General features: G+C 65.4%; 27 protein-coding genes. 8 read left to right on the top strand and 19 right to left on the bottom strand.

Features of this window, described 5'->3' with window-relative positions; all coding sequences use genetic code 11:
• The first annotated feature begins 57 nt into the window (after positions 1–57).
• Both ASC89_RS19805 and pip read left to right on the top strand, forming a co-directional pair.
• Complete coding sequence (locus ASC89_RS19805) at positions 58–1,260, top strand: pyridoxal phosphate-dependent aminotransferase (protein ID WP_056000973.1); 1,203 nt, start codon at positions 58–60, stop codon at positions 1,258–1,260.
• On the top strand, positions 1,260–2,219 hold the full coding sequence (pip, locus tag ASC89_RS19800; protein WP_055880550.1) for a prolyl aminopeptidase: 960 nt from the start codon (positions 1,260–1,262) through the stop codon (positions 2,217–2,219). Before ASC89_RS19805 ends, pip begins: the two co-directional genes overlap by 1 nt.
• A 144-nt stretch (positions 2,220–2,363) precedes the next feature.
• Here the strand turns inward: pip and ASC89_RS19795 are convergent, their stop codons facing one another.
• From ASC89_RS19795 to ASC89_RS19780, 4 genes are all read right to left on the bottom strand, one after another.
• Positions 2,364–3,458, bottom strand: coding sequence for a hypothetical protein (locus ASC89_RS19795; RefSeq protein ID WP_056000970.1), 1,095 nt, complete (start codon positions 3,456–3,458; stop codon positions 2,364–2,366).
• 207 nt (positions 3,459–3,665) lie between these two features.
• Positions 3,666–4,508, bottom strand: a complete 843-nt coding sequence (locus ASC89_RS19790) for an aldo/keto reductase (RefSeq protein ID WP_056000967.1) — start codon at positions 4,506–4,508, stop codon at positions 3,666–3,668.
• A gap of 948 nt (positions 4,509–5,456) precedes the next feature.
• On the bottom strand, positions 5,457–6,443 hold the full coding sequence (locus ASC89_RS19785; protein ID WP_056000964.1) for a magnesium transporter CorA family protein: 987 nt from the start codon (positions 6,441–6,443) through the stop codon (positions 5,457–5,459).
• Positions 6,444–6,696: 253 nt separating this feature from the next.
• A complete protein-coding gene (locus ASC89_RS19780; RefSeq protein WP_056000961.1) occupies positions 6,697–7,191 on the bottom strand; it encodes a hypothetical protein in 495 nt (164 codons plus the stop codon).
• A 121-nt stretch (positions 7,192–7,312) separates the two neighbouring features.
• Between ASC89_RS19780 and ASC89_RS19775 the strand changes: the two genes are divergently transcribed.
• Entirely contained in the window at positions 7,313–7,996 is a 684-nt protein-coding gene (locus ASC89_RS19775) for a GNAT family N-acetyltransferase (RefSeq protein ID WP_056000958.1), read from the top strand.
• A gap of 213 nt (positions 7,997–8,209) precedes the next feature.
• Here ASC89_RS19775 and ASC89_RS19770 read toward each other — a convergent pair whose 3' ends face one another.
• From ASC89_RS19770 to ASC89_RS19755, 4 genes are all read right to left on the bottom strand, one after another.
• Positions 8,210–9,103: a LysR family transcriptional regulator gene (locus ASC89_RS19770; RefSeq protein WP_055880534.1), complete on the bottom strand. Its 894-nt coding sequence runs from the start codon at positions 9,101–9,103 to the stop codon at positions 8,210–8,212.
• A 3-nt stretch (positions 9,104–9,106) separates the two neighbouring features.
• Positions 9,107–10,069, bottom strand: a complete 963-nt coding sequence (gene trxB / locus ASC89_RS19765; protein WP_056000955.1) for a thioredoxin-disulfide reductase — start codon at positions 10,067–10,069, stop codon at positions 9,107–9,109.
• 158 nt (positions 10,070–10,227) lie between these two features.
• Complete coding sequence (gene greA / locus ASC89_RS19760; RefSeq protein ID WP_055880529.1) at positions 10,228–10,701, bottom strand: transcription elongation factor GreA; 474 nt, start codon at positions 10,699–10,701, stop codon at positions 10,228–10,230.
• Between the two features lie 303 nt (positions 10,702–11,004).
• A complete protein-coding gene (locus ASC89_RS19755) occupies positions 11,005–11,214 on the bottom strand; it encodes a cold-shock protein (protein ID WP_055045318.1) in 210 nt (69 codons plus the stop codon).
• 446 nt (positions 11,215–11,660) lie between these two features.
• Between ASC89_RS19755 and ASC89_RS19750 the strand changes: the two genes are divergently transcribed.
• A complete protein-coding gene (locus tag ASC89_RS19750; RefSeq protein ID WP_056000952.1) occupies positions 11,661–12,581 on the top strand; it encodes a class I SAM-dependent methyltransferase in 921 nt (306 codons plus the stop codon).
• A gap of 5 nt (positions 12,582–12,586) precedes the next feature.
• Here the strand turns inward: ASC89_RS19750 and ASC89_RS19745 are convergent, their stop codons facing one another.
• From ASC89_RS19745 to ASC89_RS19725, 5 genes are all read right to left on the bottom strand, one after another.
• The gene (locus tag ASC89_RS19745) at positions 12,587–13,381 is read right to left on the bottom strand and encodes a phytanoyl-CoA dioxygenase family protein (protein ID WP_056000949.1); all 795 of its coding nucleotides are present in this window, start codon (positions 13,379–13,381) and stop codon (positions 12,587–12,589) included.
• A gap of 198 nt (positions 13,382–13,579) precedes the next feature.
• Entirely contained in the window at positions 13,580–14,443 is an 864-nt protein-coding gene (locus tag ASC89_RS19740) for a DMT family transporter (protein ID WP_056000943.1), read from the bottom strand.
• Positions 14,444–14,489: 46 nt separating this feature from the next.
• Entirely contained in the window at positions 14,490–15,287 is a 798-nt protein-coding gene (locus ASC89_RS19735; protein WP_055880518.1) for a nucleotidyltransferase domain-containing protein, read from the bottom strand.
• Positions 15,288–15,354: 67 nt separating this feature from the next.
• The gene (gene catB / locus ASC89_RS19730) at positions 15,355–15,993 is read right to left on the bottom strand and encodes a type B chloramphenicol O-acetyltransferase (protein WP_056000940.1); all 639 of its coding nucleotides are present in this window, start codon (positions 15,991–15,993) and stop codon (positions 15,355–15,357) included.
• A 225-nt stretch (positions 15,994–16,218) separates the two neighbouring features.
• Positions 16,219–16,767 (bottom strand): hypothetical protein, encoded by a 549-nt coding sequence (locus tag ASC89_RS19725; RefSeq protein WP_055880512.1) that lies wholly within the window; start codon positions 16,765–16,767, stop codon positions 16,219–16,221.
• Between the two features lie 119 nt (positions 16,768–16,886).
• Here ASC89_RS19725 and ASC89_RS19720 point away from each other — a divergent pair, with 119 nt between their 5' ends.
• Positions 16,887–17,315 carry a hypothetical protein gene (locus ASC89_RS19720; protein WP_156384692.1) on the top strand — a complete coding sequence of 143 codons (429 nt, stop codon included), beginning with the start codon at positions 16,887–16,889 and terminating at the stop codon, positions 17,313–17,315.
• A 104-nt stretch (positions 17,316–17,419) separates the two neighbouring features.
• On the opposite strand, the gene carB is transcribed toward ASC89_RS19720, so the two are convergent.
• From carB to ASC89_RS19705, 3 genes are all read right to left on the bottom strand, one after another.
• Complete coding sequence (gene carB / locus ASC89_RS19715) at positions 17,420–20,743, bottom strand: carbamoyl-phosphate synthase large subunit (RefSeq protein WP_055880507.1); 3,324 nt, start codon at positions 20,741–20,743, stop codon at positions 17,420–17,422.
• A gap of 213 nt (positions 20,744–20,956) precedes the next feature.
• Positions 20,957–21,610, bottom strand: a complete 654-nt coding sequence (locus ASC89_RS19710) for a DUF2161 domain-containing phosphodiesterase (RefSeq protein WP_056001942.1) — start codon at positions 21,608–21,610, stop codon at positions 20,957–20,959.
• Positions 21,611–21,650: 40 nt separating this feature from the next.
• Entirely contained in the window at positions 21,651–21,863 is a 213-nt protein-coding gene (locus ASC89_RS19705; protein WP_055880504.1) for a hypothetical protein, read from the bottom strand.
• Positions 21,864–22,109: 246 nt separating this feature from the next.
• On the opposite strand from ASC89_RS19705, the gene ASC89_RS19700 reads away from it, so the two are divergent.
• Positions 22,110–22,391: a DUF2277 domain-containing protein gene (locus ASC89_RS19700; RefSeq protein WP_055880501.1), complete on the top strand. Its 282-nt coding sequence runs from the start codon at positions 22,110–22,112 to the stop codon at positions 22,389–22,391.
• Here the strand turns inward: ASC89_RS19700 and ASC89_RS19695 are convergent, their stop codons facing one another.
• Complete coding sequence (locus ASC89_RS19695; protein ID WP_055880498.1) at positions 22,392–22,976, bottom strand: NADPH-dependent FMN reductase; 585 nt, start codon at positions 22,974–22,976, stop codon at positions 22,392–22,394. It lies immediately after the preceding gene.
• A gap of 66 nt (positions 22,977–23,042) precedes the next feature.
• Entirely contained in the window at positions 23,043–23,552 is a 510-nt protein-coding gene (locus tag ASC89_RS19690) for a hypothetical protein (protein ID WP_056000937.1), read from the bottom strand.
• 213 nt (positions 23,553–23,765) lie between these two features.
• Between ASC89_RS19690 and ASC89_RS19685 the strand changes: the two genes are divergently transcribed.
• Both ASC89_RS19685 and ASC89_RS19680 read left to right on the top strand, forming a co-directional pair.
• On the top strand, positions 23,766–24,827 hold the full coding sequence (locus ASC89_RS19685) for an SH3 domain-containing protein (RefSeq protein ID WP_056000935.1): 1,062 nt from the start codon (positions 23,766–23,768) through the stop codon (positions 24,825–24,827).
• 144 nt (positions 24,828–24,971) lie between these two features.
• The gene (locus ASC89_RS19680; RefSeq protein WP_056000932.1) at positions 24,972–25,454 is read left to right on the top strand and encodes an SRPBCC family protein; all 483 of its coding nucleotides are present in this window, start codon (positions 24,972–24,974) and stop codon (positions 25,452–25,454) included.
• Positions 25,455–25,563: 109 nt separating this feature from the next.
• Here the strand turns inward: ASC89_RS19680 and ASC89_RS19675 are convergent, their stop codons facing one another.
• Positions 25,564–26,397, bottom strand: coding sequence for a ChaN family lipoprotein (locus tag ASC89_RS19675; RefSeq protein WP_082533477.1), 834 nt, complete (start codon positions 26,395–26,397; stop codon positions 25,564–25,566).
• Positions 26,398–26,535 lie beyond the last annotated feature (138 nt).

Genomic DNA, 26,535 nt, shown 5'->3' with positions numbered 1-26,535 from the left:
GTTGTCTATGGGCAATCGAAGCCGTAGAGCTTTCCCGCCAATTCCAGGGAGATGATCTTGGCTTTCCTGTCCGACGCCCTCAGCCGCATCCAGCCATCCGCCACCGTGGCGATCAACTCCAAAGCCGTGGAGATGAAGCGGCAGGGGCAGGACGTGATCTCGCTGGCCGCAGGCGAGCCGGATTTCGATACCCCCGAGCATGTGCGTGAGGCGGCGATCCGGGCGATCAACTCGGGCAAGACCCGCTACACGGCGGTCGACGGCATCCCCGAGCTCAAGGAAGCGGTGGCGCAGAAGTTCAAGCGCGACAACGGGCTCGATGTCACGGCGGCGGATTGCTTCGTTTCCTCGGGCGGCAAGCAGATCATCTTCAACGCCCTGATGGCGACGCTGAACCCCGGCGACGAAGTGGTGATCCCGGTTCCGTACTGGGTGAGCTATCCCGAGATCGTGCGGCTTTGCGACGCCGATCCGGTGTTCGCGGTGGCCGATGCCTCGACCGGCTTCAAGCTCAGGCCCGAAGTGCTGGAAGCGGCGATTTCGCCCAGGACCAAGTGGCTGATCCTCAACACGCCGTCGAACCCGACCGGCGCTGCCTATACGCGCGACGAACTGCGCGGGCTGGCCGACGTGCTGCTGCGGCATCCGCACGTCCACATCCTCACCGACGATATCTACGAGGTGCTGGTCTATGACGGCGGCACGTTCGCCACCATAGCCGGGGTGGAGCCCAAGCTCATGGAGCGGACGCTGACCATGAATGGCGTGTCGAAGTCGCACGCCATGACCGGCTGGCGCATCGGCTATTGCACCGGGCCGCGGCCGTTGCTCGCGGCGATGAACAAGCTGCAGAGCCAATCGACCACCAACCCCTCCTCGATCTCGCAATGGGCGGCGGTGGAAGCGCTGAACGGGCCGCAGGAGTTTTTGAAGGGCTGGCGTGAGGTGTTCCAGGGGCGGCGGGACCTGGTGGTTGCCGGGCTCAACGCCAATACCGGGCTCGACTGCCTGACCCCGGAGGGGGCGTTCTACGTGTTCCCGTCGGTGAAGCGCCTGCTCGGCAAGACCTCGGGTGGCGGCCGGGCGCTGACCGACGACGCGGCGTTCGTTCTGGCGCTGCTCGAAGAGACCGGGGTGGCGCTGGTGCATGGCTCCGCGTTCGGGCTCGCCGGCCACATGCGGCTGAGCTATGCCGCCTCGAACGCGCAGCTCGAGGATGCCGTGAGCCGGATCCAGGATTTCTGCGCCAAGGTGAGCTGATGGCATACCCGATCACCGAGCCGGTCGCGAGCGGCTGGCTCGAGGTCGGGGATGGCAATGCGCTCTGGTGGGAAGAAGCCGGCCGCCCCGACGGGGTGCCGGCGCTGATCCTCCATGGCGGGCCGGGCTCTGGCTTTTCGGCCTCGATGCGGCAGTTCTTCGATCCCGAGCGCTATCGGATCATCGGCTTCGACCAGCGCGGTTGCGGCAAGAGCACCCCGCATGCCTCGGGCGAGGGCGTCGATTTCTCGGTCATCACCACCGCGCACCTCGTCGCCGATATCGAACGGCTGCGAGCGCATTTCGGTGTCGACAAATGGGTGATCTATGGCGGCTCATGGGGCGCCACGCTGGGGCTCGCCTATGCCGAAGCGCACCCCGAGCACGTCGCGGCAATGGTGTTCGGCGGGGTGACGACGACGCGGCGGCGCGAGATCGACTGGCTCTATCGCGGCATCGCGCCGCTCTACCCGGCGGAGTGGGAGCGGTTCGTCGCCGGCGCCCCCGTGGGAACGCCGGACGACGGGCTGATCGCGGCCTATAACGTGCTGCTGTTCGACCCCGATCCGGCAGTGCGCGACAAGGCGGCGCGGGATTTCCACGATTGGGACAACGCGACGGTCTCGGTCACGGCGCAGGTCGGCCGGGCATCCGATGGGGTAGACCCCAAGCGGCTCCTGGCGCGTAGCCGGATCGTTACCCATGTCTTCCGCCACGCAGCGTGGATGGAAGACGGCAGGCTCCTGGCCAATGCGCATCGGCTGCGCGGCATCCCCGGCGTGCTGGTGCAGGGTCGGCTCGACCTGCAGGGGCCACTGGTCACCGCCTGGGAGCTGTCGCGGGCCTGGCCGGAGGCGAAGCTGGTGGTGATCGACGGGGCAGGGCACTCGGCCGGCGATGCCGGCATGCCCGAGGCGATCACCGCGGCGCTGGATCGGTTTGCCGGGGTTGACCACTGATAGAGACGGCCCCCTCCCGGCCTCCCCCATGAAGGGGGAGGTGAAGAGGAGCCGGTGCTCTTGATCAGATCGAGCCCCAAACTCGATGCGGCACCTCCCCCTTCATGGGGGAGGATGGGAGGGGGCCGTCTGCCGGGGTTCTGCTCAAAGATAATCCATCAAACTCATCGACCCACCGTCACTCCCACCAAACGCTGACGACCCGGCGGCCTGACTCAGCAGGGAGCCGAGTTTGCTGGCGGTCTGGTAGTTGGACACCGCGGCGGCATAGAGGTTTTCGGACCAGCCGGCGGCGGCGCGTTCTTCGCTGCTCATCGCGCCATAGAGCGAGATGACGTTCTGAGCGAAACCGGCCGGGTTGCCGGTGCCGGCGGATTTGAGGCTCTGCAGCAGCGCCGTGCCGGAGCGCGAGCGCATTTCCATAGAGGCGGTGCGGACTTCGGTGGCCGAGAACTTGCCGTTGGAATTGAGCGCCACCGAGGCCAGCGAGCGGCTGTCGAACTCGGAATAGTCGGGCTTGCCGTTGCCGCTGGCCTTGTATTGCGCATCGAGCGTGGCGCGGGCGTCGCCGGCCACATCCTTGATGTCGCGCGGCTTGCCGGTTTCGCCGCCAGCGAGGCGCTCCATGTAAGCGTTGACCGGGTCGTTGGGCACGGCGCCCGGCAAGGTCGAGGGCTTGGCTTCGATCTGCTTCAGCATCTCCTCGAGTGCGGCGCGCTGGTCCACATAGGCGGCGGAGGCTTTCTCCTCGGGGCCCATGGCGTCGAAATAGGCGAGGGCGGCGACGTAGAGGCCTTTGACGCTGCCGGTAACGCGACCGACGGCGGTAGGGCCGGCCATTGCCTGGTCGAAGCGGTTCTGCAGTTCAATGGCGGCGGCCTTCTGCTCGTCGGCGGTGAACAGCTGGTTGGAATTGGTGCTCATCGCGTAGAGCTCGCGTCGATCGACCTTGCTGAGATCGAGGGCGAGCTTGCCATCCTTCAACGGCGTGGTGAGCTTGGCGTCGGCGAGCAGCTTGTCGAGGGTGGCGCGGGCCTCGGTCGTGACGGTGGCGAAGTCCTTGATAGTGGTCAGCGCCGCTTTGGCGGCATCCGACAGGGTGACGTTGGTGGCGCCGGACTCGCTGGAGCCAGGCGCGGGCGGATTGGTCAGCGCCTGCTGCTGGGCCTTCTGCGCATTGGCGATGATCTGCGCGTAGGTCAGTGAACTGGTGCTGGTCGCGGTGCCGACGCTGGTCATGGGTGCCTCCGGGCGGTCGCGCCTTACCATGCAGGCGGCGTGCCAGCGCGAAGGGCCGGGATTCCGGGCGTTCGGGCGGAGCGAGAACGGGCAGGCGGCAGGAAATGCCGAGTAAGGATTGCTGGTTGCGCCGGACTCTCCGTGATCCTCCCCCGCCACGCGGGGGAGGATCGCCGCTCGGCCGGTGGTTCCCTCGGAGCTATGACCTCAGATCATCTCCAGCGCCTGCTTGCGGCGTGGCGGCGGGAAAGCGGCGTCGAGGGCGGCGTGTTCTTCGGCGGTCAGCGTGAGGTCGGCGGCGGCGCGGTTCTCGGCGACATGGTCGAGGCCGGTGGCCTTGGGGATGGCGATGACGCCGGGCCGAGCCAGCACGAAGGCGAGGGCGACCTGCGCTGCGGTGATGCCGCGGGCGTTGGCGATGCGCTGCAGCGACGGGTGGCGGAGCATGCGGTTGTCGTTGCCGAGTGGCGAGTAGGCCATGATCGGCATGGCGTGTCCGGCCGACCACGCGAGCAGGTCATACTCGATGCCGCGGGCGCTGAGGTTGTAGAGCACCTGGTTGGTGGCGCAGGCCTTGCCGCCGGGGACGGTGAGCAGTTCTTCCATATCGTCGACATCGAAGTTGGAAACGCCCCAGCCGCCGATGGCGCCGGAGCGCTGCAGGGTTTCGAAGGCATCGACCGTTTCAGCGAGGGGATGCCGGCCGCGCCAGTGCAGCAGATAGAGCTCGATATGGTCGGTGCCGAGCCGCTTCAGGCTGCGCTCGCAGGCGGCGATGGTGCCGCCGCGGCTGGCATTGTGGGGCAGCACCTTGCTGACCAGCTGCACCTCGTCGCGGCGGCCCTTGATCGCTTCAGCGACCACCAGCTCGGCGCCGCCATCGCCATACATCTCGGCGGTATCGATCAGCGTCATGCCGAGTTCGATGCCCCGGCGCAACGCCGTGACCTCGTCGGCATGGCGGCGGCGATCTTCGCCCATGCGCCAGGTGCCCTGGCCGAGAGCGGGCACGGATTTGCCGGAGGGGAGGGCAATGGTGGGAAGAGTCATGAGCGGCCTCGGGTTGGGCGACCAGCCTAGCGCGGCTGGTGCGCGGGGCAACCTGAGAGCCAAAAGAAAAAGGCTCCGCTCGAGGGGATGAGCGGAGCCTTCAAAGGCCGGCTCGCCGAAGCGGGCGACCCATCGAAGCGCAGCCAGGGAGGAGGAGCGGCTGCAATTCGTTGAGATGACTATCGGGTGATGCGGCGAAAGGAACAATCGCCAAGTCGGAACGTCAGCCATGCGCTGGGCGCGAGGCGCCGGGGCAAGCAAGATGAGCCGAAGCAAAAAAAAGAGGCCCCATCCGAAGATGGGGCCCAATGAAAAGGACCGAAGTCCAAATCTGAAGTGGTGGCAAATGGACGAGGGAGGAGGATACGCCATTTGCCGATGGCCCTAAGTCGAGGGAGGAGGATACGACTTCGGACCGGTGTCGCAGAGCAGGACCGAGGGAGGAGGATACGGTGCGGCTCACATCGACAGTCACAATATGCACTTTGACCGTTTGGTCCACAATGCGGAGTTCAACATGCCAGCTATGCAGTTTGTGCAGGCATAGGTCAGCCATGCTGCCGTGACGCATGCGTCAATCACCTGCCGTTCGAGCGGCTGGTTCGGGCGTTCGTGTGGCGGAAAAAAACAAGGCCCCGCTCGAGGGGAGAGCGGGGCCGAGTAGCAGCCGTTGCCGGCTACAGGGAGGAACAAACAACGAGCGCGAGGAGGAGGAGGGAGATGCGCTCAGCTGCTGTCGAGCGGGGATATATGGGGTGAGTGCCGACCCAGCAACCGAGGAGTATCGAATGAGGGGCATGCGTTTTTCGCATGGCTGTTAAGTCGATGAGTTTGCTCGTGTATTGCGGTTTCCGGCGTGCGTCGTGGCGTCGCACGCCGATGTGAACGCGACGCCAAGTGCTTGATTGTGACAGTTTTTTGTCAGATTCGACGGCGAATCCCCGGGGCTCAGAGCCAGCCGCTGCGCTTGAAGAACAGGTAGGGCACCGCCGCCGAGAGGACCATGAGCCCCAGCGCGAATGGATAGCCCAGAGGCCAGCTCAGCTCGGGCATGAACTGGAAGTTCATGCCGTAGATCGAGGCAACGAGGGTCGGGGGCAGGAACACCACCGCGGCCACCGAGAAGATCTTGATGATCTGGTTCTGCTCGAGGTTGATCAGCCCGAGCGTCGCATCGAGCAGGAAGGTGATCTTGTCCGAGAGGAAAGCCGCGTGGTCGCTGAGCGCGGCGGCGTCGCGCTGCAGCACCTTGATTTCCTGCTTGCGGTCGCGCGCCGATTTCTGGTCCTCGGCGCCGCTCGACTGGTGAAAGCTGACGAGCCGGCTGATCGAGACCAGGCTCTCGCGGGCGAGGGTGAGGACATCGCCCTTCTTGCCGATGCGCTCGATCAGCGACTGCAGGTCGCGGGTCTTGCGGGTCGGCTTGGTCGATTTGTTGCCGAACACCTCGCGCGAAATCTGGTCGATGCCGTCGCCGGTGTTCTCGAGCAGTTGCGCCAGGCGGTCGATGAAGGACTCGAGCAGACCGATCATGACGCGCTCGCCGCCGATCTCGCCGGTGGCAGGGCGGGAAACCAGGCGCTCGTAGAGGCGGAAGGGCTTTGGATCGGCATAACGCACGGTGACCAGCTGGTCGTTGCGCAACACGAAGGTGATCGGGGTTTTGACCACCTGATCTGCCTCATCCTCGATCAGCGCAGTGATGGTCATGAACTCGGCGCCTCCCTCGCTGTAGAGGCGGGCGGAAGGCTCGATGTCCTGCATTTCGCGGCGGGTGGGGATGTCGATGCCGAGACAGGCCTCGACGAACTTATCCTCTTCGCGCGAGGGGTCGGTGAGCGAGTACCAGACCGCGCCGGTCAGCTGGGTGCCGGCGGCGGGGTCGAAATCGGTGGGAACGAGGCGGTCGCCTTCGCGGATATAGGCACGCAGCATAGCGGGGCTCCAATAGATGGCCGCGCCGGCGCGCCTGGCCCACCTGTTTGTCGCGAGATCGAACCGGAAAAGTCTGCAACTTTTCCTGATCTCGCTTCTGGAGCCTAGAGCGCCGGCAAGATCGAAGATCGACTTCGACTGTCGGGGTTCATTTTCAGTCCTTGATGAAGGTCCTGACGCAAGCGTCCGGAACAGTGCCGCAATGCGCCTTTGCGCGTGGGGCGTCAAGGGCGAAGCAATGGGTGGCGAGACACTAGTTCGCGAAGGCGGAGACCAGCACCGAGCGCAGGTCGCTCTCCGTCGCATAGCCAAGGTTCTCGATGCGCCAGAGCGGTTCGCTGAGGTTGGGCTGAGCCACGAGGATCAGCTGCAGGTGATCGGTGAAGTTGGCATCGGGATAGTCGGGGAAGCCGTAGGCGATATCGACGACGGCGCGATCGGCCTCGAGGGTGACCCCGCCGACCTTGCACTCGGCCGCGTAGTCGGGGAAGGCCTGCCACGGGATGCCGTCGCCGAGCGGCGGCTTCTCGTCCGGGTGGGCCTGCTGGATGGCGTCGTTCCTGGCTTCGGCTTCGGCGATCGCCGCGGTGAGCTCGGTGGTGAGCAGGCCCTCAACCGGCGCCATGTCGTTGCCGAGGCGCGAGATGCAGAAGATCTCGCCGATCTGCTCGGGGCTGATGGTGACCATCTGGGCCAGGGACGGCGTGGCGACGAGGCAGAGTGCGGCAGCGACGACGAAGCGATGCATGAGGGGCCCCTGAGGTTTTCTACGTTCTAGCCGAGGCCGCTGAATTGCCGATGAACACCGGGAGTTGGGAACTCGCCGCCGCGGTGGTAGAGGCGTGACGCGAATTCGAAGGACTATTGGAATGATCGACTTCTCCGTGCTTGACGATCCGGCGTGGCATGCCCTGACCACCGACCAAGCGGCGCTGGGCCAGCGCAACGGTGCGGCGGCGCGCTTTCGGGCCGAGCTGACGCCGATCGGCGGGCTCGCGCGCTATGACGCCGAAGCGTTTGCCGAGCTGCGGCCGCTGGTTGCGCCGGAAGACGCAGTGGGGCTGGTGTCGGCGACGCACTACCGGGTGCCCGCGGACTGGGAGGTGCTGCAGGCGGTGCCGGTGTTCCAGATGGTTTGCGAAGCGGCGCAGCCGATACCCGATATCGTGCCGGTGCAACTGACGGCAGCGGATGCCGAGGCGGCGCTGGAGCTGGCGACGGCGACCGAGCCGGGACCGTTCCGGGCCGGCACCCTCGGCATGGGCCGCTATTTCGGACTGCGCTCGGAGGATGGGCGGCTGATGGGGATGACCGGCGAACGGATGCAGCTCGGGCAACTGACCGAAGTGAGCGCGGTGTGCACCTGGCCGGAGTTCCGGGGCAGGGGGCTGGCCAAGGCGCTGGTGTCGTATGTCTCGGCGCTGATCGCGGCGGACGGGCGAGTGCCGTTCCTGCATGTGAAGACCGAGAACGCTGGCGCTATCGCGCTTTACGAAAAGCTCGGGTTCGCTGTGCGGAAAGAGCTGACATTCACCGTGGTGCGGCCGCGCTGAGAAGCGCAGTCGGGATTCCCTCTCCCGCTTGCGGGGGAGGGGGGACCACGCGAAAGCGTGGTGGGAGGGGGGAGCCCCACGCACCAATGGTGGGCGGACTTGGCCGAGGCTAGTGTTTGTGGCACCCCCCTCCCACCAGCCTTTCGGCTGGTCCCCCCTCCCCCGCAAGCGGGAGAGGGACGCCGACTGAGATTGCGGGGACGCGGCCAGCTCCTAGAACGACCACTCCCGGGCCTTGCCGACGAGGAAGTCGCGGAAGACGCCGACGCGCTTGGAGTTCTTCAGCGCCGGGGGATAGACGAAATAGGCTTCGTAGGCCGGCAGCTCGATGCCTTCGAGCACGCGCCGCAAGTTGGTTTCGCCCTCGGTGACGTAATCCGGCAGCATGGCGATGCCGATGCCGGCGCGGGCGGCCTGCATCATGCCGTAGATGGCGTTGACCTTCATCGAAGCGCGGCGCGGCGAGGAATCCGGGCGGCCGAGGCGCTCGAGGTAGTTGATGTCGCCGAGATAGGACGGCACCGGCTCGCCGAACGAGATGACGCGGTGGTTGTCGAGATCTTCGACCGCCTGCGGCTCGCCGAACTCCTTGAGGTACTGCTCGGAGGCGTAGAAATGGTTGTGCACGGTGAACAGCTTGCGCTGGATCATCTCGGACTGGTTCGGCCGGTGTAGGCGGATGGCGACGTCGGCCTCACGCATGGCGAGATCGAGCTCGGCGTCGTTGAGCTTAATCTCGATCTGGATTTCCGGATAAAGGATCAGGAACTCGTGGATGCGCGAGGATAGCCAGGTCGAGCCGATACCCACCGTGGTGGTCACGAGCAGGGGGCCGGTCGGCACCTCCTGGCTCTCGGACATCTGGGTCTCGACCTGCTGCAGTTCCCAGTGCATGCGGTGCGCAGTGCGGAACAGCTGCTCGCCCACCTCGGTGAGCACAAGGCCGCGGGCGTGGCGGATGAACAGCTTTAGCCCCAGATCCTCCTCGAGCGCCGAAATCTGCCGCGATACGGCAGACTGGCTCATGTTGAGCTTTTCAGCGGCGTGGGTGAAGGACCCGGATTCGGCGGCGGTGTGGAAGATGCGGAGCTTGTCCCAATCCAGCATCGGCTATTCCGCCGCTTCTGCGAGCTCGAGCGATGCCAGATATTCCTCTGCGTCCAAGGCTGCCATGCACCCCATCCCCGCGGCTGTCACCGCCTGCCGGTAAACGTCGTCGGTGACGTCGCCGGCCGCGAACACACCGGGCACGTTGGTGGCGGTGCTGCCGGGTTGCACCTCGAGATAGCCGCCCGGCTTCATGTCGAGCTTGCCCGAAAAGATCGACGTCGCCGGCGAGTGGCCGATGGCGATGAACACCCCGTCGACCGACTTTTCGGTGACGTGGCCGGTTTTGGTGTCGCGGATCTTCACGCCCTGAACCGAGCGCGGCATGTGCTGGCCGTAGACTTCCTCGATCTCGGCGTTCCAGATCACTTCGACCTTGGGGTTCTTGAACAGCCGCTGCTGCAGGATGCGCTCGGCGCGGAACTCGCCACGGCGGTGGACCACGGTGACCTTGGACGCGAAGTTGGTGAGGAACAGCGCCTCCTCGACCGCGGTATTGCCGCCGCCGACGACGATCACTTCCTTGCCGCGATAGAAGAAGCCATCGCAGGTGGCGCAGGCCGAGACGCCGAAACCCTGGAACTTTTCTTCGGACTCGAGGCCCAGCCAGCGCGCCTGCGCACCAGTGGCGACAATCACCGTGTCGGCCGTGTAGCGGGTGCCGCCATCGCCGATGAGCACGAACGGGCGCCTGTCAAAATCGACCTCGACGATGATGTCGTTGATCATCTTGGTGCCGACATGCTCGGCCTGCGCCTTCATCTGCTCCATCAGCCAGGGCCCCTGGATGACGTCGGCGAAGCCGGGGTAGTTCTCGACATCGGTGGTGATGGTGAGCTGACCGCCGGGCTGGATGCCGGAGATCATGACCGGCTCGAGCATGGCGCGCGCCGCATAGATGGCCGCCGTGTAGCCGGCAGGACCCGATCCGATGATGACGACTTTGGCGTGCACCTTACGCTCCACTTACTCTGAGACCTAAGCCCAAGACAAATAGGTATGGACCAAAATAGGAGGTTCGGCGCGCACCTTTCAAGGGCACGACCATCGCCCTGAGGCGATGGAGCGCACGGACTCACCGAAAAGTCACAGCCGCCGGGCGCCACAAAGCGCCCGCAGCGGCTCTAGACGAACTTCACGTCGAGGATTTCGTAGGTCTTGGCGCCACCGGGGGCAGCCACTTCGACCGAATCGCCGGCTTCCTTGCCGATCATGGCGCGCGCGATCGGCGACGAGATCGAGATGCGGCCCTTCGACAGGTCCGCCTCGGCGTCGCCGACGATCTGGTACTGCTTTTCGGCCTCGGTATCTTCGTCGACCAGCTTCACCGTGGCGCCGAACTTGATGGTCGAGCCGCTGAGCTTGGTGACGTCGATGATGTCGGCGAGCGCCAGCAGAGACTCGAGTTCCTTGATGCGGCCTTCGTTCAGGCTCTGCTGCTCCTTGGCGGCATGATACTCGGCGTTTTCGCTGAGGTCGCCATGGGCGCGCGCTTCAGAGATATCGGCAATGATCTTGGGGCGCTCTTCAGACGTGCGGCGACGATATTCCTCCGACAGGGTCTTGTGACCGCTCGGTGTCATCGGAATTTTGTCCATGGCCGTCTCCAACTCAAAGAAAGGCTCCCCTGCCAAAGTCATTCGGCGTCGTCAGCATGCTGACCTGAGGGGGAGCGTCTGGGTAAACTGCCTTCGGCGAAGGCTTCGGTCAAGCGGGGCGTATCCCCGTTGCGCGAGCGGTGCATATCGTTGCGGATTGCCTGCCGGTCAAGGGGGAAGGCCAGCACTGGAAAGGCAAAAGGCGCAGTCCGGAGACTGCGCCCTCGTGATCTACGCCGATCCCATCTGGATGCCTTGCAGCATCCGATCGATCAGGATGCCTTGCGGCACCCTGGTCCGGGATCAGGACGCCTGGAGGTTGTCGGCGGCGTTCTTGCCGGTCCGCTTGTCCTTGACGATCTCGTACGTCACTTTCTGGCCTTCATCGAGGCCCGAAAGCCCCGAGCGCTGGACAGCGGAGATATGCACGAACACATCAGCCCCACCCTCGTCGGGCTGAATGAAGCCATAGCCCTTCTGGCCATTGAACCATTTCACAGTGCCGGTAGCCATAAATAGTCCCTTTCGCAGTCTGCCGTGGCAGTTCCCACCCCAATGGAAACTCCGCCAATCGAATTCTTGGTATGACCTCAGCAGGCGCGTTTGAGACGCCAGGCACGAAGTGTCGGCCGCAATATTCGACTATTAACTTGTAGACCGAAAAATTCCGCCTATCAATACGGCGCCGTGAACTGCTTTTGCCCGGCGTGCGGGGTGCACGTCGGGTTGAAATTCGATCTGACTAGCAGGCCATCGAGCCCGGGGAGTGGGGCGCCGAAGGCGTAGAGATACCGGGCGACTCGGCCCGATGGGCAGGCGTCCGCTTCCGCGGGATGCCCATAGCTCAGTCTATGCCTCGGCAATGTGACAGCAAAGTGGAAATTCCGGCTCTTGCCCATCTTCCCCGCGGCAAGCCGACGCGCTACACGCGTGCGGTCCCAGCCCGGTGCCAAACAACCTTGCGCGAAATACAGTATTCGTCCGGCGACCTCGTCGCCGATCGTCGTGCGTCCTACGCCGCGGCGCTCGCCGCCGAGCGCGCTTTTGCGGAAGCAGCCGATCTCATGGTGCAGGCGCTGGAAATGGTGCCGCAATGGGTGGCCGGCTGGAACCTGCTCGGCGGCTATCGCGAGGCGGCGGGCGATATCGCCGGGGCGGTGGCGGCATGGACGCAACTGCTGCAGCTCGATGCCAAGGGGCTGTTCGGCGCGGCGCTGAAGCTGGCGGCGCACGGGGCAGGCGGATCGTCAGTGGCAGCGCCGGCCTATGTCGAGGCGCTGTTCGACGACTATGCACCGCGCTTCGAAGACTCACTGGTCGCGCGGTTGGGCTACCGGACGCCGGAAATGCTCGAAGTGGTGATCCGCAATGCGCTCACGGCGCGCGGCGCGGCGCGGTTCGAGCGGGCGCTGGATCTTGGCTGCGGTACCGGGTTGATGGGGGCGCGGCTGCGGCCCTTGGCCGATCGGCTGGAGGGCGTGGATCTGTCAGCAAACATGCTGGCGGAGGCGCGGCGCAAGGGGATCTACGACCACCTTGAGAAGGCGGACCTGGTGAGCTATCTGCTGGGTGAGCCCGGGTCGGCCGACCTGATCGTTGCAGCGGATGTGTTCAACTATGTCGGCGTGCTGCACGGGGCGTTGATGGCAGCCAGCGGGGCCCTGCGCCCCGGTGGGATTGTGGCCTTCTCGCTCGAGACGCATGCGGGGGAGGACGCGGTGCGGCTGGGGACCACGTTGCGGTTCCAGCATGCGACTGAGCCGACCCTGGCGATCTGCCGATCGGTGGGGTTGCGGACCGTCATGGTGGAAGCCACGACGATCCGCATGGATCGCGGCCTGCCGGTCGAGGGCGCTATCGTCCTCGCCGAGCGGCTGTAATCGGATCAGGCAAGCGCCTGCCGGATGGCGATCTCCACCGGTGAATAGTCGCCGTCGGCGCGGTCGAGGCGCAGCGGCTCCCGCGGCAGCAGTGGCGGCTGGGCCATGAAGCGCGGCTCGGTGCCATGGTGCGGCTGGGCAGCGTGTACCAGGAACGGATGGCAGAGATAGACCGTGCCGGGACTGCCGGTGGCGAGAACTTCCGGCCGATGCGCTGACGCGGCAAAGTTGTCGGCGGCAAGCTCGCGCAACGTCAGCCCGGCTTCACCGGCCGGCGCCAGCTGTCGCGCGATATCGAGGTGCGAGCCGACGCGGATGCGAGTCGGTGCATCCTCGGCGCCGACCTCCGAGAACAGGAACAGCATCAGCAGCGCCCGGCCGCGCGAACTGACATTGGCGCGCCAGCTCAGGAAATCGCTCGGGTTCTCTTCCCAGCCGAAACTCACATCGATGTGCCAGCCGGCATCGCCAGGATCCTCTGGCGAGGGGAAGCGGACCGGGAAGGTGCCGAGATTGCCCTGCGGCAGCCAGCGGCCGGGGCCGACCAACTGATCGAAGGCGGCGCGGAGCAGCGGCGTATTCGCCGCGGCAACAAATGGCGGCTGGCTGTAATTGCCGAGGCGGATGACAGGTTTGGTCCAGGTTGTGGGGTCGTTGGGGTCGCATCCGGTGTCGGCCCAGAGGATGGCGCGGCCTTCTGCCGCGAGATCCGCGGAGAAGGCATGGTCGATGCGGACGAAGCCGTCGGTGATGAAGGCGTCGATCTGCGCTGCGGTGAGCGCGGGAGTGTTCACAGGCATTGTGGTTTCCGAATTCGCATAAGCTCGCGACGCCCAGACCGGCAAAGCCGACGACGGGCGAGCAGGGCGCCCTCAGGCGCGGTGGTGTTGCCTCATGGCTCGCTCAGGCGAGGAGGAACACCGATGCGAAATTGCGGATCATCATCATGATGCGGGGAACATAGCGGACGAAGCGACGAGGTCAACCCGTTGCCTTGTTCAGACAGCCGCTTTGGCCCGGCGGCGTCGATCGGCGGCAATGAGGGCGAGCGCCACGCCACCGAGGATGCCGATGGAGGCGATGACGAGGCGCAGCGTGAGCGGCTCGGCGATCAGCAGCACGCCGCCTGCGGCAGCGATGGCAGGGACGGTGAGCTGGACAATGGCCGCCTGAGTGCGGGCGAGGCTCGGGAGTACGGCGTACCAGACCGCGTAACCGAGGCCTGAGGCCAGCGCGCCGGAGGCGACGGCGTAAGCCGCAGCGCCGGGATCGACCGGATGGAGCACCAGGCCGGCAACGACGATGAGCATGGCGACCGGCAGGCAGCGGATGAAGTTGCCGGCGGTGTCGACCAGCGGAGCTTTCGAGCCGCGGCCGAGCAGGGTGTAGGCGGCCCAGCAGAGGCCGGAGCCGACCATCAGGAGCGTGCCGAGCGGATGCGGGGCGACGAGACCGGGAGAAACGAGATACGCGAAGGCGGCGAGCGCCACGGCAAGGCCGAGCCATTCGAGCATGCCGGGGCGATCGCCTTTGAACACTGCCCAGCCGAGCATGCCGATCTGCACGCTGGCAAACAGGATCAGCGCTCCGGTGCCGGCGCCGACGAGGATGTAGGCGATCGAGAAGGCGAGGGCGTAGCCGAACAGCGCCGCAGCAGCGCGCCAGCTGCCGCCGACGGTGACCGGCATCCCGGGCGCGCGGCGGAGGAGGAGCAGGGCCGCAAGCACGACGGCGCCCGCGGCAAGGCGGATGCCGGTATAGCTCAATGGCTCGGCATTGGCCGTCGCAAAGGCGAGGCGCGCCAGCACCGAGTTGGCGGCGAAGGCGAACATGGCGATGGCGGTGAGGACGACGATCTTCACGCGAGGTGCTTCCGCGGGCAGTGTCGTCACTATGCGCCGGTGGCGGCTACCAGTCGATGCTGCGGCCGGGGAGGGCGCGCTGCAGGTTGCGGCGGGTGGCGGCTTCGAAGGCGCTGGGCCACTCGACGCCGAGCGAGGCGCACAGGGTTTTGGCACGCGGCATGAAGGTGCGGGCAAGAGCGAGGTTCGACGCGATAGCGGAGTCGGCGGTGAGTTGCGGCAGGGGCGCCGCGGCCAGCACGGCCATGCGCTCGGGATCCAGCACGCGGCTCAGATGCAGCATGCCGCCGGGAATGCGCGGGTTGACCTCGATGGTCAGGAGGTCAGTGAGGAAGCGGCGGAGGAAGGTGTTGCCGACGGTCATCAGTTCGACTTCGCCGCGACCGATGGCCACCGGCGTCAGGCCGAGGATGCGGATGAACTCGCCGACCATCCAGCCGAGGCGCCCTGGGTTGCGGGCGGGCTCGGGCGTCTCGGGGCGGAGCGTGGCATGGAGGTTGTCGCGATCGACCAGTGGTTTCAGGCAGTCCTGCGCCGTGTTGGCGAGATGCTCGGGGCTGGCGATATGCAGGTCGATGCGCAGCCAGTCATCGGTGATGGCGTTGAGCACCAGGGCGTGCGGCAGGCGGTTGTAGTGGACGATCGGGGCAATGGTCTCGAGCGTCTTGCGCCAGTCGGCTGCAAGCGCCTCGTGCTCGGCAGGGTCGGCGATGGCGAGCAGGTCGACATCGCTGAACGCGTCGGCGGTGCCGGTGCCGAAGCTGCCCGAGAGGAACAGCGCCGCGATGCGCGGATCGCCGCCAAAGCTGTCGGCGACCCGCGCAATCAAGGTTTTCTGGTCCATGACGTCCTCTCCCACTGGTTTTCGCAGTATTGAGAGAGGGAGGTCGAGCGGTCCAGAAGACCTATGTTTATCTTGTCAGTATTTTGGACTGCCAATATACATGAAGATCCGCGATGCGGTTCGAGGTGAACAGCGGCATCGCCCCGGCGAGTTGTTCGTCGGTCCAATCCCACCAGTGCATTTCGAGCAGCATGGCGATCTCCGCCTCGGCGAAGCGCTTGCGGATCGGCTTGGCCGGATTGCCGCCGACGATGGTGTAGGGCTCGACGTCCTTGGTCACCAGCGCCCGGGTGCCGATCAGGGCGCCGTGGCCGATGGTGATGCCGGGCATGATGATCGCCTCCGAGCCGATCCACACATCGTTGCCGATGACGGTGTCACCGGCCGGCGCGAAGCCGTCGGCGGCGCCGGCAAAGGCCGCAATCTCCGGCATGTAGTGGAACGGGAAGGTGCTGACCCAGTCGTTGCGGTGGCCCTGGTTGCCCGCCATGATGAAGGCGGCGCCCGAGCCGATGGAGCAGAAGCTGCCGATGATCAGGCGGTCGACATCGGTGCGGTCCGGCATCAGGTAGCGGGCGCAATCATCGAAGCTGTGGCCGTGGTAATAGCCGGAATAATAGCCGAAGCGGCCGACCCGGATATTGGGGTTGGTCACCTGCTCGTCGAGCCGGATGCCCTTGAACGGGCTTTCGAAATAATTGGTCATGATGCTGTCTCGATAGATGGCCGGCGCCGCACAGGCGGACGCTTCAAGCCATGTGGTTGTGGAGAATGAGCAGCCGCACTCACCCGGCGCGACGCGCCGGGGGCAGCAACATCGCCACGCCGATCAGGCGCGCGACGCGATGGAGGTGGTTCGGTCTGCCAGCTTCATGATGGGCCGGGTCTAGGTGATGGACGAGGCGGTGTCAAACAGCCGGCCTCGTGCACCTCACAAAGGCATCTCGGCCGCCAGCCGTTCGTCGATCTCGATGATGCGGGCGCACAGGTCACTGACACCGGAGGCGTAACCGTCGAGCTTGAGCACATCGCCATCGGCAAAGCCGATCAGGATGTTGCCGGTCCAGCGCCGCTGCATTCCTACCACCTGCGCGAGGTCCTTGGTGATCCGGCTGCCGTTCGCCCCGGCGTAGTCGAGACTGGTGCCGCGCCAACGGACATCGGTGCGCACTACGGAGCGAATTGTCGCCACGCCGGTCAGCACGCACAGCGCGAAGGCGAGGATCAGCCAGGTCAGAATCTGCATCTGGTTTTCCGCGTCGGCTCGCGCCGACCCGACGAAGAGACGAACATAGAGCATCAGGCAGACAAGCCCCGCGCCCAGGACGATGCCGGACCAATGCATGCCGCTTGGTGCGATCCGACGCCAGCCGTGGCGCTCGGGCGACGGCCGAAACAGGGCGCGTACCAGCAGGCCGGTTGCCGCCGCGCCAGCGAGCCCCGCTGTGATCGGGCCGAAGAGATTGATCCACCACTGCATGGGAGGAGATCTAGCCGACGACGGCTGCAGATTTGCTAAGGTTGTCGGACGAATGCTCAGGATGAAGACGGTCGGGCCATCGACGGTCGACCGATGCAAGGAACACGGAGGTTGTCCCAGTGCCGACCTATGCTGCTGGGCATTGCCAGCTATTGCGGATGATCGCTGCCTCGGCTGGTGCGCTCGCCTTGGCTGGCACGCCTGCGCTCGCCGCGACGTCTTACACCTGCTCCAATGCCGAGCTGCTGCGCGTCGCCTGCGCCGATGCAGCGTGCGAGGTGATGGATGAGGCGATCCTGACCGTGGCGATCGACGGCTACGATCGCTTCACGGTATGCGGCGAGGCGCTGTGCTGGAGCGGGCCGGGGACGCGCCAGGTGTCGGGCGCTTACGAAATCGTCACCGGCGTCGGGCTCAAATCAGAAATGGGCGATGGCGGCGCGCCCAATGATGCGGTGCTGGCGTTCGACCCGAAGACCGGAATGGGGACGATCCTCGCGCCCCCGTTCTATTCGCCGATCCAGTGCCTCGTTCACCCCGGAGAGTGAGGATCAGGCTGCTAGGCACTGCCCCGTGGTCCGAGCGTGTGGCCACCCCCACCCTTGATCCCTCCCCACAAGGGGGAGGGAGAGACGACTGACGGTTTGGCGGCTCAGGCGGCGAAGTAGCTCTGCAGCGGGCGAACCTGCAGGTTGCCTTCGCGGTAGGCGATGATGCCTTCCACGGCCGCCACGGCGCCCGGGATGGTGGTGTAATAGGGGATCTTGCCCATCAGCGCGGTGCGGCGGATGTCGCGGCTGTCCGAGATCGACTTGGCGCCATCGGTGGTGTTGATCACCAGCTGCACGCCGCCGTTCTTCATCGAGTCGACGATATGCGGGCGGCCTTCCAGCACCTTGTTGACCTTGGTCGCGGCGATGCCGTTCTCGACCAGGTATTTATGGGTGCCGGAAGTGGCGACGAGCTTGAATCCTGCATGCTCGAGATGGCGGCAGAACTCGAGGATCAGCGGCTTGTCGTCGTCGCGGACCGAGACGAACACCGTGCCCTCGCGCGGCACTTTCGAGCCGGCGCCGAGCTGCGACTTGGCGAAGGCGATCGGGTAGTTGGTGTCGAGTCCGATGACTTCGCCGGTCGACTTCATCTCCGGGCCGAGCACAGTGTCGACGCCGGGGAAGCGGTTGAACGGGAAAACCGCTTCCTTCACCGCCACGTGGTTCAGCTTCTTCTCAACCAGGTTGAAGCTCGCAAGGCTCTCGCCGGCCATGACGCGCGAGGCGATTTTGGCGATCGGCTCACCGATCACCTTGGCGACGAAGGGCACCGTGCGCGAGGCGCGCGGGTTCACTTCGAGGATGTAGATGGTGCCGTCCTTGAGCGCATACTGAACGTTCATCAGGCCGCCGACCTTGAGGGCCAGCGCCAGTTCGCGGGTCTGGCGCTTCAGCTCGGTGATGACCTCGTCGGAGAGGTGCTGCGGCGGCAACGAGCAGGCCGAGTCGCCGGAGTGAATGCCGGCTTCCTCGATATGCTCCATGATGCCGCAGACGAACACGTCCTTGCCGTCGCTGAGGCAATCGACGTCGATCTCGATGGCGCGGCTCAGGTAGCCGTCAAACAGCAGCGGGTTATCGGAGAGCACCGAGTTGATCTGGCCGGTCTTGTCGTTGGGGTAGCGGATCAGGATATCCGGCGGTACGAGGCCGGTGAGGGTATCCTGCACATAGCGCTCGAACTCGTTGGGCGAGTGGACGATGGCCATGGCGCGACCACCCAGCACGTAGGACGGGCGGATCACCAGCGGGTAGCCCAGGCGCTCGGCGACGAGGCGGGCCTGCTCGAGCGAGTAGGCGATGCCGTTCTTGGGCTGGGTCAGGTCGAGGCGCGAGATCAGTTTACTGAACAGGTCGCGGTCTTCGGCCAGGTCGATCGAGCCGGGCTGGGTGCCGAGGATCGGCACGCCAGCCTTCTCAACCGCGTCGGCGAGGTTCAGCGGGGTCTGGCCGCCGAACTGCACGATGACGCCGTGTAGCGTACCGTTCTGCTTTTCGGTCTCGAGGATCTCGATGACGTCTTCCTCGGTGAGCGGCTCGAAATAGAGGCGATCCGAGGTGTCGTAGTCGGTCGAAACGGTTTCCGGGTTGCAGTTGACCATGATGGTCTCGTAGCCGGCATCGGCCAGCGCGAAGGCGGCATGGCAGCAGCAATAATCGAACTCGATGCCCTGGCCGATGCGGTTCGGGCCGCCGCCGAGGATCACCACTTTCTTCCGGTCCGAGGGACGCGCCTCGTCGTCGGGCTGGCCGTTGAACGGCGCCTCATAGGTCGAATACATGTAGGCAGTGGGCGAGGCGAACTCGGCCGCCGAGGTGTCGATGCGCTTATAGACCGGACGAACGCCGAGCGACTTGCGTAGTGCCCGCACCTCCTTGGCCTGCTTGCCGGCGAGGTCGGCGAGACGGCGATCGGAAAAGCCCATGGCCTTGAGGCTGCGCAGTGCGCCGGCGGTGTCGGGCAGGCCGAGCTCACGGACCTTCTTTTCGGTCTGGACCAGGCCGTGGATTTCTTCGAGGAACCACGGATCGATCTTGGACGCATCGTGGATGTCTTCGAGGCTATAGCCGAGCCGCATCGCTTCGGCGACATGCAGCAGGCGCTGCGGCGTCGGGGTGGAGATGGCGGCGAACACCGCGTTCTCGTTGTCGTCTTCCGGCGCGCCGGTGGCGAAGCCGGGGATGCCGATCTCGTTGAGACCGGTAAGGCCGGTTTCGAGCGAGCGCAGCGCCTTCTGCAGCGATTCCTGGAAGGTGCGGCCGATGGCCATGGCTTCGCCGACCGACTTCATCGAAGTGGTCAGGCGGTTATCGGCGCCGGGGAATTTTTCGAAGGCGAAGCGCGGGATTTTGGTGACGACGTAGTCGATGGTCGGTTCGAACGAAGCCGGGGTGGCGCCGCCGGTGATGTCGTTCTCGAGTTCGTCGAGGGTGTAGCCGACGGCGAGGCGGGCGGCGACCTTGGCGATCGGGAAGCCGGTGGCCTTCGAGGCGAGGGCGGACGAACGCGAGACGCGCGGGTTCATCTCGATGACGATCATCCGGCCATCGGCCGGGTTGATGGCGAACTGCACGTTCGAACCACCGGTCTCGACGCCGATCTCGCGCAGCACCGCGATCGAGGCGTCGCGCATGATCTGGTACTCTTTGTCGGTCAGCGTCAGGGCCGGCGCGACAGTGATGGAATCGCCGGTATGGACGCCCATCGGATCGAGGTTCTCGATCGAGCAGATGATGATGCAGTTGTCGTTCTTGTCGCGAACGACTTCCATCTCGTACTCTTTCCAGCCGAGCACGCTCTCCTCGATCAGCACTTCATCGGTGGGCGAGGCGTCGACGCCGGTCTCGACGATGGCGAGATATTCTTCCTTGTTATAGGCGATGCCGCCGCCGGTGCCGCCCAGCGTGAAGCTGGGGCGGATGATGCAGGGCAGGCCAATCACCTCGAGCGCCTGCAGCGCCTCGATGGTGTTGTGGGCGAGCATGGAGCGCGGGGTTTCGAGCCCGATCTTCTTCATGGCGTCGCGGAACAGCTCGCGGTCCTCGGCCTTGTCGATGGCCTCGGCATCGGCGCCGATCATTTCGACGTTGTACTTGTCGAGGATGCCCATCTTCTTGAGGCTGAGGGCGCAGTTGAGCGCCGTCTGGCCGCCCATGGTCGGGAGCAGCGCGTCGGGGCGCTCCTTCTCGATGATCTTGGCGACGATCTCGGGGGTGATCGGCTCGACGTAAGTGGCGTCGGCCAGGTCCGGATCGGTCATGATCGTCGCCGGATTGGAGTTCACCAGGATGATCCGGTAGCCCTCGTCCTTCAGCGCCTTGCACGCCTGGGTGCCGGAGTAATCGAACTCGCAGGCCTGGCCGATGATGATCGGACCCGCACCGATGATGAGGATCGATTTGATGTCGGTGCGTTTTGGCATCTCGGGCTCTCGGTTCTCGGTTGTGCTTCGGCTTGTCCGAAAAGTCCTGCAACTTTTCGGGCCTCGGCATTGCGCGCGCGGAAAGACCCGCGCGAATGGCGCGGGCTGGGGCGGCAGACTCTATGGGCTAGGCGCGTCCTGTAACCGAAGCGGTGGGGGAAGGGAACCCCCAGCGCGAACGAAGCGTGTGCAAGTTGTCGCGGCCGCTAGCGATCAGGCCTCAACGGGCCAGCGCTTCAGTGCCTCGGCGCCGGCGTCGCTCAGTCCGTAAACGCCGCGATCGATGCGGTCGAACCAGCCATAGACATTGTGCAGGAGAATCTTCGCGGCGATCGGGGTGGTGGTCTTGAGGTCGCGCGGACGCAGCGGGCCGGCCTGCAGCGCCGCGGCACAGGCGAGGGCCTGCTGCCGATAGGCGGTCATGATCGGCTGCCGCGTGCTGCCGCCGGAGGTAGGGTCGCCCTTGCGGCGGCGATGTTCCTCGACCAGCCGGTTGCGCTTGCGCGTGTTCTTTTTCGGCATCGGCGCGAGCGGGCTGACGATGATCTCGATATGGTCGGCAGCGCTGACGCCGAGCATGCCGAGGCCGAGGCGGCGGCAGAGATCGCGGAAGCGGCGGTCGCGCTCGCGGCCCTTGCCGGTCAAGGAGGTGCGCGCGGCGATCCAGACTTCGTCGCTTTGCGATTGTCGGTCGACGGCCTGCAGCACCAGCTCGAGATTGAAGGCCTGCTTCAGCTCACAGATCACCACCAGCGGCGGCTCCCCTTCGAGCAGCCCGACCAAGTCGCAACCGCCGACCTCACCTTTGACAGCGTAGCCGGCGGCCTCGAGGAAGCTCTTCACAGGCGGGTAGAGGGTGGTTTCCAGGGTAGGGCGTCCGAAGATGATTCTCGGCGCCGATGTTAGCTCAATGGCGGGCGTCGAGCGCGTCCCTGACGGCATCGATGCTGATGCCGAGATCGTCGAGACGCCAGGCATCTATTTCCAGCAGGCTGAGCATGGCCAGCCGGCGGGCGCGTTGCGCGCGCCAGGCGATAAAGCTCGAGGCCAGGGCACGTAGTGCAACGGCGGCAAGGCTGGAACGCGGGGCGTCCTGGTGGGCGACGGACAGCAGGCTCATTTCGATCTCTCCTCGGTTTCGACATCCGGCTGAGTGGCCGTTCGACTTCATGACGAGCGAGCGAGAGGCGGATCGACAGTGCCGGAGAAAAAAGTTGCGAGGTCTGGTGGCCGCACCCGGGCGGACGGGTGTCGAACTTGTCGGCGCTGCAGCGACTACCTCGGTGGACGGGTGAGGGCAAAGCCTTGTCGAGGTTCGCGCGAGGTGCGAGCCTTCGGCTCGCCATCGTATAGGGAGACGGGTGCCATGTGCCGCAACATCAAGCCGCTGTTCAACTTCGAGCCGCCGGCCAGCAAGAACGAGATGCATGACGCAGCGCTGCAGTTCGTGCGCAAGATTTCGGGCTATACGCACCCATCAAAGGCCAACGAGGCAGCCTTCGACGACGCCGTCGCCGACATCGAGCGGGTGGTGAAGCGGTTGCTGAAAGAACTCGAGACCGACGCGCCCAAGCGCGACCGCGAGGTGCTGATCGCGCGGGCGCGGGAAAAGGCGAAGCTCAGGTATGCGCCGCGGGTCGAGGCGTAACTAGACCGCCGGACTGTGCGGGCGCGGGATGGCGGTGTAGACGCGCTCGATGAAGCCGTAGAACTCGGCCATGTAGTTGCGGAGGAACTCGGCGGTCGCTTCGTTGGTGACGTCGCCATCGTCGGTGATGAGCCCAGGCTTGAACTGGATATAGGCCTCGATCGAGTTCATCAGCGGCGAGTTGCAGAAGGCCATGACGCTCCTCAGGCTCTGCTGGGCGACGGCGGTGCCGATGGCGCCAGGCGAAGTGCCGATAATGGCAGTGGGCTTGCGGGCGAAAGAGTTCTGGCCCCAGGGGCGGCTGGCCCAGTCGATGGCATTCTTCAGCCCGCCGGGGATCGAGCGGTTGTATTCGGGGGTGACGAACAGCACCGCTTCGGCATCGGCGAGCGCGGCCTTGAAGGCGCGGGCGGCCGGCGGAAAGTCGGCGTCGTAATCGTAGCTGTAAAGCGGGAGATCGGCGAAGCCGATCTCGGTCAGCTGCATCTCGTCGGGCGCAAGGCGCACCAGCGCCTTGGCCAGTTTGCGGTTGATCGACGCCTTGGCGAGGCTGCCGATCAGGTATCCGACCTTCACGTCACGCATGTGCTGCTCCTCGGTAAACCGAGGACAACGCGCGGGCGCGCCGGGCGGTTCAACCGCCGGAGCGGCTCAGCTCTTCTTGAAGCTGATGGCCGAGGCGGTGGTCTGGCCCTTCTTGTCGACCAGGGTGAAGCCCAGCTTGATGCTGCTGCCGCTCAGCGTCATCACCGAAGAGGCGAGGCCGTAGCTGGTTTTGATGCCGGCCGAGGCGAAGACGATGGTGCTGCCCGCCCGCTTGCCCACGGTGGTGGTGTTGGCGCCCTGCGCTGAAGACGAGGCTTCGAAGCGCTTGGTCGCATCATTATAGACCATGCTGCCGCGGAAGCTGGCTGCCCCCGAGCCGCCGAACGAGCAGCGGCCGGAATAGGTGAGCTTGCCGGCGCTTGCTGCCTTGAAGGTCAGGCGGCAGACCACCGTGCCGGGGTCGGGGCCGGTGACCTTACCGCTGCCGCGCCAGTTTCCCTCGTATTTGGCGAGGAGCGCATTCTCGGCCGGACCGGCGACAGCCGGCAGGGCGACGGGCAGGGCGAGGATGGATGCGAGGGCGAGGACCTTGAGGCTCGTCGGCAGGCGCAGCATTAGGCATCTCCGGAATCGGGCGTTTCGGTGAAAGCAACGGTAGCGCGGCGGCTAAGGTTGCGGGAGGGGCTCGCGGAGTTTTGCGAGAACGCGATGAAGCTGGGATGAACGGCCCGAAACATCAGTATTCACGGCGGGTTCAGCCGCCGGGACGCTTGTCTTGCTGCCGTATGCAGGGAAACGCATTCCCCGCAGAGGAGAGGGATGAGGGAAATGACCATCAAACGGGCTATGGCTGCCGCCGCCATGATTGCGGCGAGCCTGCTGGTCTGCAGCACCGCGGCGCTCGCCGTGGAGGCCGCAGCCAAATCACCGGTCAATGTGCGCACCGGACCGGGCAAGACCTTCGGTATCGTCGATCAGTTGACCGCCGGCGAGGTGGTCAATGTCACCGAGTGCGCGCCATCGAATTTCTGCTTCATCGAGCATGACGGCCCCGACGGCTGGGTCAGCGCCACCTTCCTGACCAGCGTCGAGGACGACGAGGAAGAGCCGGTCGAAGAGGGGGCTGGCTCCAATCCGGATTGCAGCTTCGGCTTCACCATGACGCCGAGCGGGCCGAGCATGTCGATCAATTGCGGCGACGACGCAGGCCCGGGCCCGGCTCCCGAACCGGAACCCGAGCCCGAGGAAGACCCCGGCGCCTGCTTCTATGTCGGCAGCAATTTCGGCGGCGATGATCTCTGCGTCGCGCTGGGAACCCGCAACGCGCTCAACGGCACCTTCAACAACAAGATCTCGTCGGTGCAGCTGTTCGGCGGCGCCAAGGCGAAGCTGTGCGAAGACCCCAACCTGGGTGGCTATTGCCGGACGATCACCGGCGATACCGACGTGCTGCATAACTCGATCAACAACAAGGCTTCGTCGCTCGCCGTCTATGTCGGCGCCCCGCCGATGCCGGAGCCGCCCGAGCCGCCGGAAGTGCCGGACACGTTCTCGACCGGCCCGATCGAGCTGATGCAGACCTATACCGCCAACCTCGACAACGGCAATGTCGGGGGGGCAGGCACCGACATCTGGTACGAAGCCGAGACGGCGGTGGAGAAATACATCACGCCGCAGAACGGCGCGTCGATCGCCGTCGGCGACGGTTCGAACCGCGGCTATGAGGGGTGTTTCGATGAGAGCTTCTCGAGCGCACGCGTGCCGCTCGCCGATATCCCGCCGGGCACCTATGTGTGCGCCAGGACCAACCAGGGCCGGATCTCGCAGTTCCGCGTCAACGGTTTTGTCGGCACCACGATGAAGCTTGGCTACACCACCTGGTCGAACTGAAACGCCCGTCAATGAACGGCGAGGGGCCCGGAGGCATCTCCGGGCCCCTCGCTTCTTTCTGAAGTTTTTTCGTCGCGGCTGTCGATTCCGGCTCGCGTGCTTCGTCGTGAAGTCGAACAGGCAGTTCGAACCGAGGAAACCAGAATGACCACGAAGCTCGATATCACTCCCGACAACGGCAACCAGCTGGTGCTGGCCCGCATCATCGATGCGCCGGTGGAGCAGGTCTACCGTGGCTGGACCGACCCGGTACTGATGAAGAAGTGGTTCGCGCCGCGGCCGTGGACGACGCCGAAGGTGGTGACCGATGTGCGGCCGGGCGGCAGCACGCTGGTGGTGATGGCCGACGAGAACGGCACCGAGTATCCCAACCCGGGCCAGTATCTCGAGGTGGTGCCGAACCGGAAGCTGGTGTTCACCGACGCCTATACCGGCGACTGGCAGGCCAGCGAGAAGCCGTTCATGACGGTGACCCTGACCTTCGAGGATATCGGCGGCAAGACCCGTTACATCGCCCGCTGCCAGCATTGGAACGCCGAGGACAAGGCGGCCCACGAGCAGATGGGCTTTCACGAAGGCTGGGGCATGGTGACCGAGCAGCTTGAGGAAGTGCTGAAGGCGCACTAGGCATAGCGAATAGCGAATAGCGAATAGGAGGGGTTGCCGTGACAACGAGCCCTGGCAACCTCTTTCGCTACTCGCTACTCGCTACTCGCTACTCGCTACTCGCTACTCGCTACTCGCTATTCACTGCCCCAGGCAGCCGGAACAGCGCGTCGGCGATGTTGGCTTCGCGCCGCGGATCGAACGGTCCGTCGGTGGGCAGGGCGATCGAGACGCGGTCGACGCCGAGATCGGCCAGCTGGTAGGGCGTGCCGTAGCCATATTCGAGATGGCCGCGGCCGATAATGCCGATCACCAGCGGCGCGGCCGGGCCATCGAGGGCGCGGGCGATGTTGCAGGCGAAGGCGCGATCCCAGGTCTGCTGGGCGCGGACGAACCGGTCGGAGGTCATCGCATCGCGCGAGCGGCTCGCGGGACCTGCAAAACGGCTCAGATAGTCGCGATAGGCAGGCAGCGCCGGACGCGCCGGGGTGAGGCCGTCGCGTTCATCGACCGGGATAGCGTCCCAGCCTTCCTTGCCGACGCGGGTGACCAGCGGGCGGTGGCAGTTGAGCGCCAGCATGGGCAGGCGGAACTGCCGGCAGAACTGGAACAGCGGCAGGTAGAGGGCAGGATCGAAGCGCCAGACTTCGCTCCATTCGGCGGCCTCGAGGAAATCGGTGGTGGTAGCGAAGGCGCCGGCGATGAAGGCATCGAGCACCGGCTGCAGGCGGCGCGGAAACATCTCGAAGCCGAGCGCGATATCGGAGCGGTGCGCCATGATGCCGGCGGCGACGTGCAGCTGCCAGCGATGCACGTCGAAGCGATCGTGGGTCTCGCCGAGCAACACCACCTGCTGCAGCGCCAGGTGGCGCATCAACTGCGGGTGCGCGATGGGTTCGGCAGTGCGCGGATCGAGCCAGGTGCCCGGGGTGATGGAAATCGTGGGGGTGGTCGTATCAGCCATGCCAGCTCTCGTGCGGTTCGGGGGCGCTGGCTGGCAGATGCTGGCTTGCTGAGCGGGTGGTAGCCGCTGCCGGACGACCGGTCAACCGGTCGCTCACAGGCGCTAAGTTACGGTCGTACCCCACCCACCGGGTCATTC

It is taken from the genome of Devosia sp. Root413D1, assembly GCF_001425235.1.
Classification (GTDB): Bacteria; Pseudomonadota; Alphaproteobacteria; order Rhizobiales; family Devosiaceae; genus Devosia_A.
Note: the sequence above shows the minus strand (reverse complement) of the source record. Positions and strands in the feature narration are given on the sequence as shown.

Bases quoted from the DNA above. Each gene is read 5' to 3' on its own strand.
- pip (WP_055880550.1), top strand. From the start codon at position 1,260: ATGGCATACCCGATCACCGAGCCGGTCGCGAGCGGCTGGCTCGAGGTC.
- ASC89_RS19795 (WP_056000970.1), bottom strand. From the start codon at position 3,458: ATGACCAGCGTCGGCACCGCGACCAGCACCAGTTCACTGACCTACGCG.
- ASC89_RS19790 (WP_056000967.1), bottom strand. From the start codon at position 4,508: ATGACTCTTCCCACCATTGCCCTCCCCTCCGGCAAATCCGTGCCCGCT.
- ASC89_RS19785 (WP_056000964.1), bottom strand. From the start codon at position 6,443: ATGCTGCGTGCCTATATCCGCGAAGGCGACCGCCTCGTTCCCACCGAT.
- ASC89_RS19780 (WP_056000961.1), bottom strand. From the start codon at position 7,191: ATGCATCGCTTCGTCGTCGCTGCCGCACTCTGCCTCGTCGCCACGCCG.
- ASC89_RS19775 (WP_056000958.1), top strand. From the start codon at position 7,313: ATGATCGACTTCTCCGTGCTTGACGATCCGGCGTGGCATGCCCTGACC.
- ASC89_RS19770 (WP_055880534.1), bottom strand. From the start codon at position 9,103: ATGCTGGATTGGGACAAGCTCCGCATCTTCCACACCGCCGCCGAATCC.
- greA (WP_055880529.1), bottom strand. From the start codon at position 10,701: ATGGACAAAATTCCGATGACACCGAGCGGTCACAAGACCCTGTCGGAG.
- ASC89_RS19755 (WP_055045318.1), bottom strand. From the start codon at position 11,214: ATGGCTACCGGCACTGTGAAATGGTTCAATGGCCAGAAGGGCTATGGC.
- ASC89_RS19745 (WP_056000949.1), bottom strand. From the start codon at position 13,381: ATGCCTGTGAACACTCCCGCGCTCACCGCAGCGCAGATCGACGCCTTC.
- ASC89_RS19735 (WP_055880518.1), bottom strand. From the start codon at position 15,287: ATGGACCAGAAAACCTTGATTGCGCGGGTCGCCGACAGCTTTGGCGGC.
- catB (WP_056000940.1), bottom strand. From the start codon at position 15,993: ATGACCAATTATTTCGAAAGCCCGTTCAAGGGCATCCGGCTCGACGAG.
- ASC89_RS19725 (WP_055880512.1), bottom strand. From the start codon at position 16,767: ATGCAGTGGTGGATCAATCTCTTCGGCCCGATCACAGCGGGGCTCGCT.
- carB (WP_055880507.1), bottom strand. From the start codon at position 20,743: ATGCCAAAACGCACCGACATCAAATCGATCCTCATCATCGGTGCGGGT.
- ASC89_RS19705 (WP_055880504.1), bottom strand. From the start codon at position 21,863: ATGAGCCTGCTGTCCGTCGCCCACCAGGACGCCCCGCGTTCCAGCCTT.
- ASC89_RS19700 (WP_055880501.1), top strand. From the start codon at position 22,110: ATGTGCCGCAACATCAAGCCGCTGTTCAACTTCGAGCCGCCGGCCAGC.
- ASC89_RS19695 (WP_055880498.1), bottom strand. From the start codon at position 22,976: ATGCGTGACGTGAAGGTCGGATACCTGATCGGCAGCCTCGCCAAGGCG.
- ASC89_RS19690 (WP_056000937.1), bottom strand. From the start codon at position 23,552: ATGCTGCGCCTGCCGACGAGCCTCAAGGTCCTCGCCCTCGCATCCATC.
- ASC89_RS19685 (WP_056000935.1), top strand. From the start codon at position 23,766: ATGACCATCAAACGGGCTATGGCTGCCGCCGCCATGATTGCGGCGAGC.
- ASC89_RS19680 (WP_056000932.1), top strand. From the start codon at position 24,972: ATGACCACGAAGCTCGATATCACTCCCGACAACGGCAACCAGCTGGTG.
- ASC89_RS19675 (WP_082533477.1), bottom strand. From the start codon at position 26,397: ATGGCTGATACGACCACCCCCACGATTTCCATCACCCCGGGCACCTGG.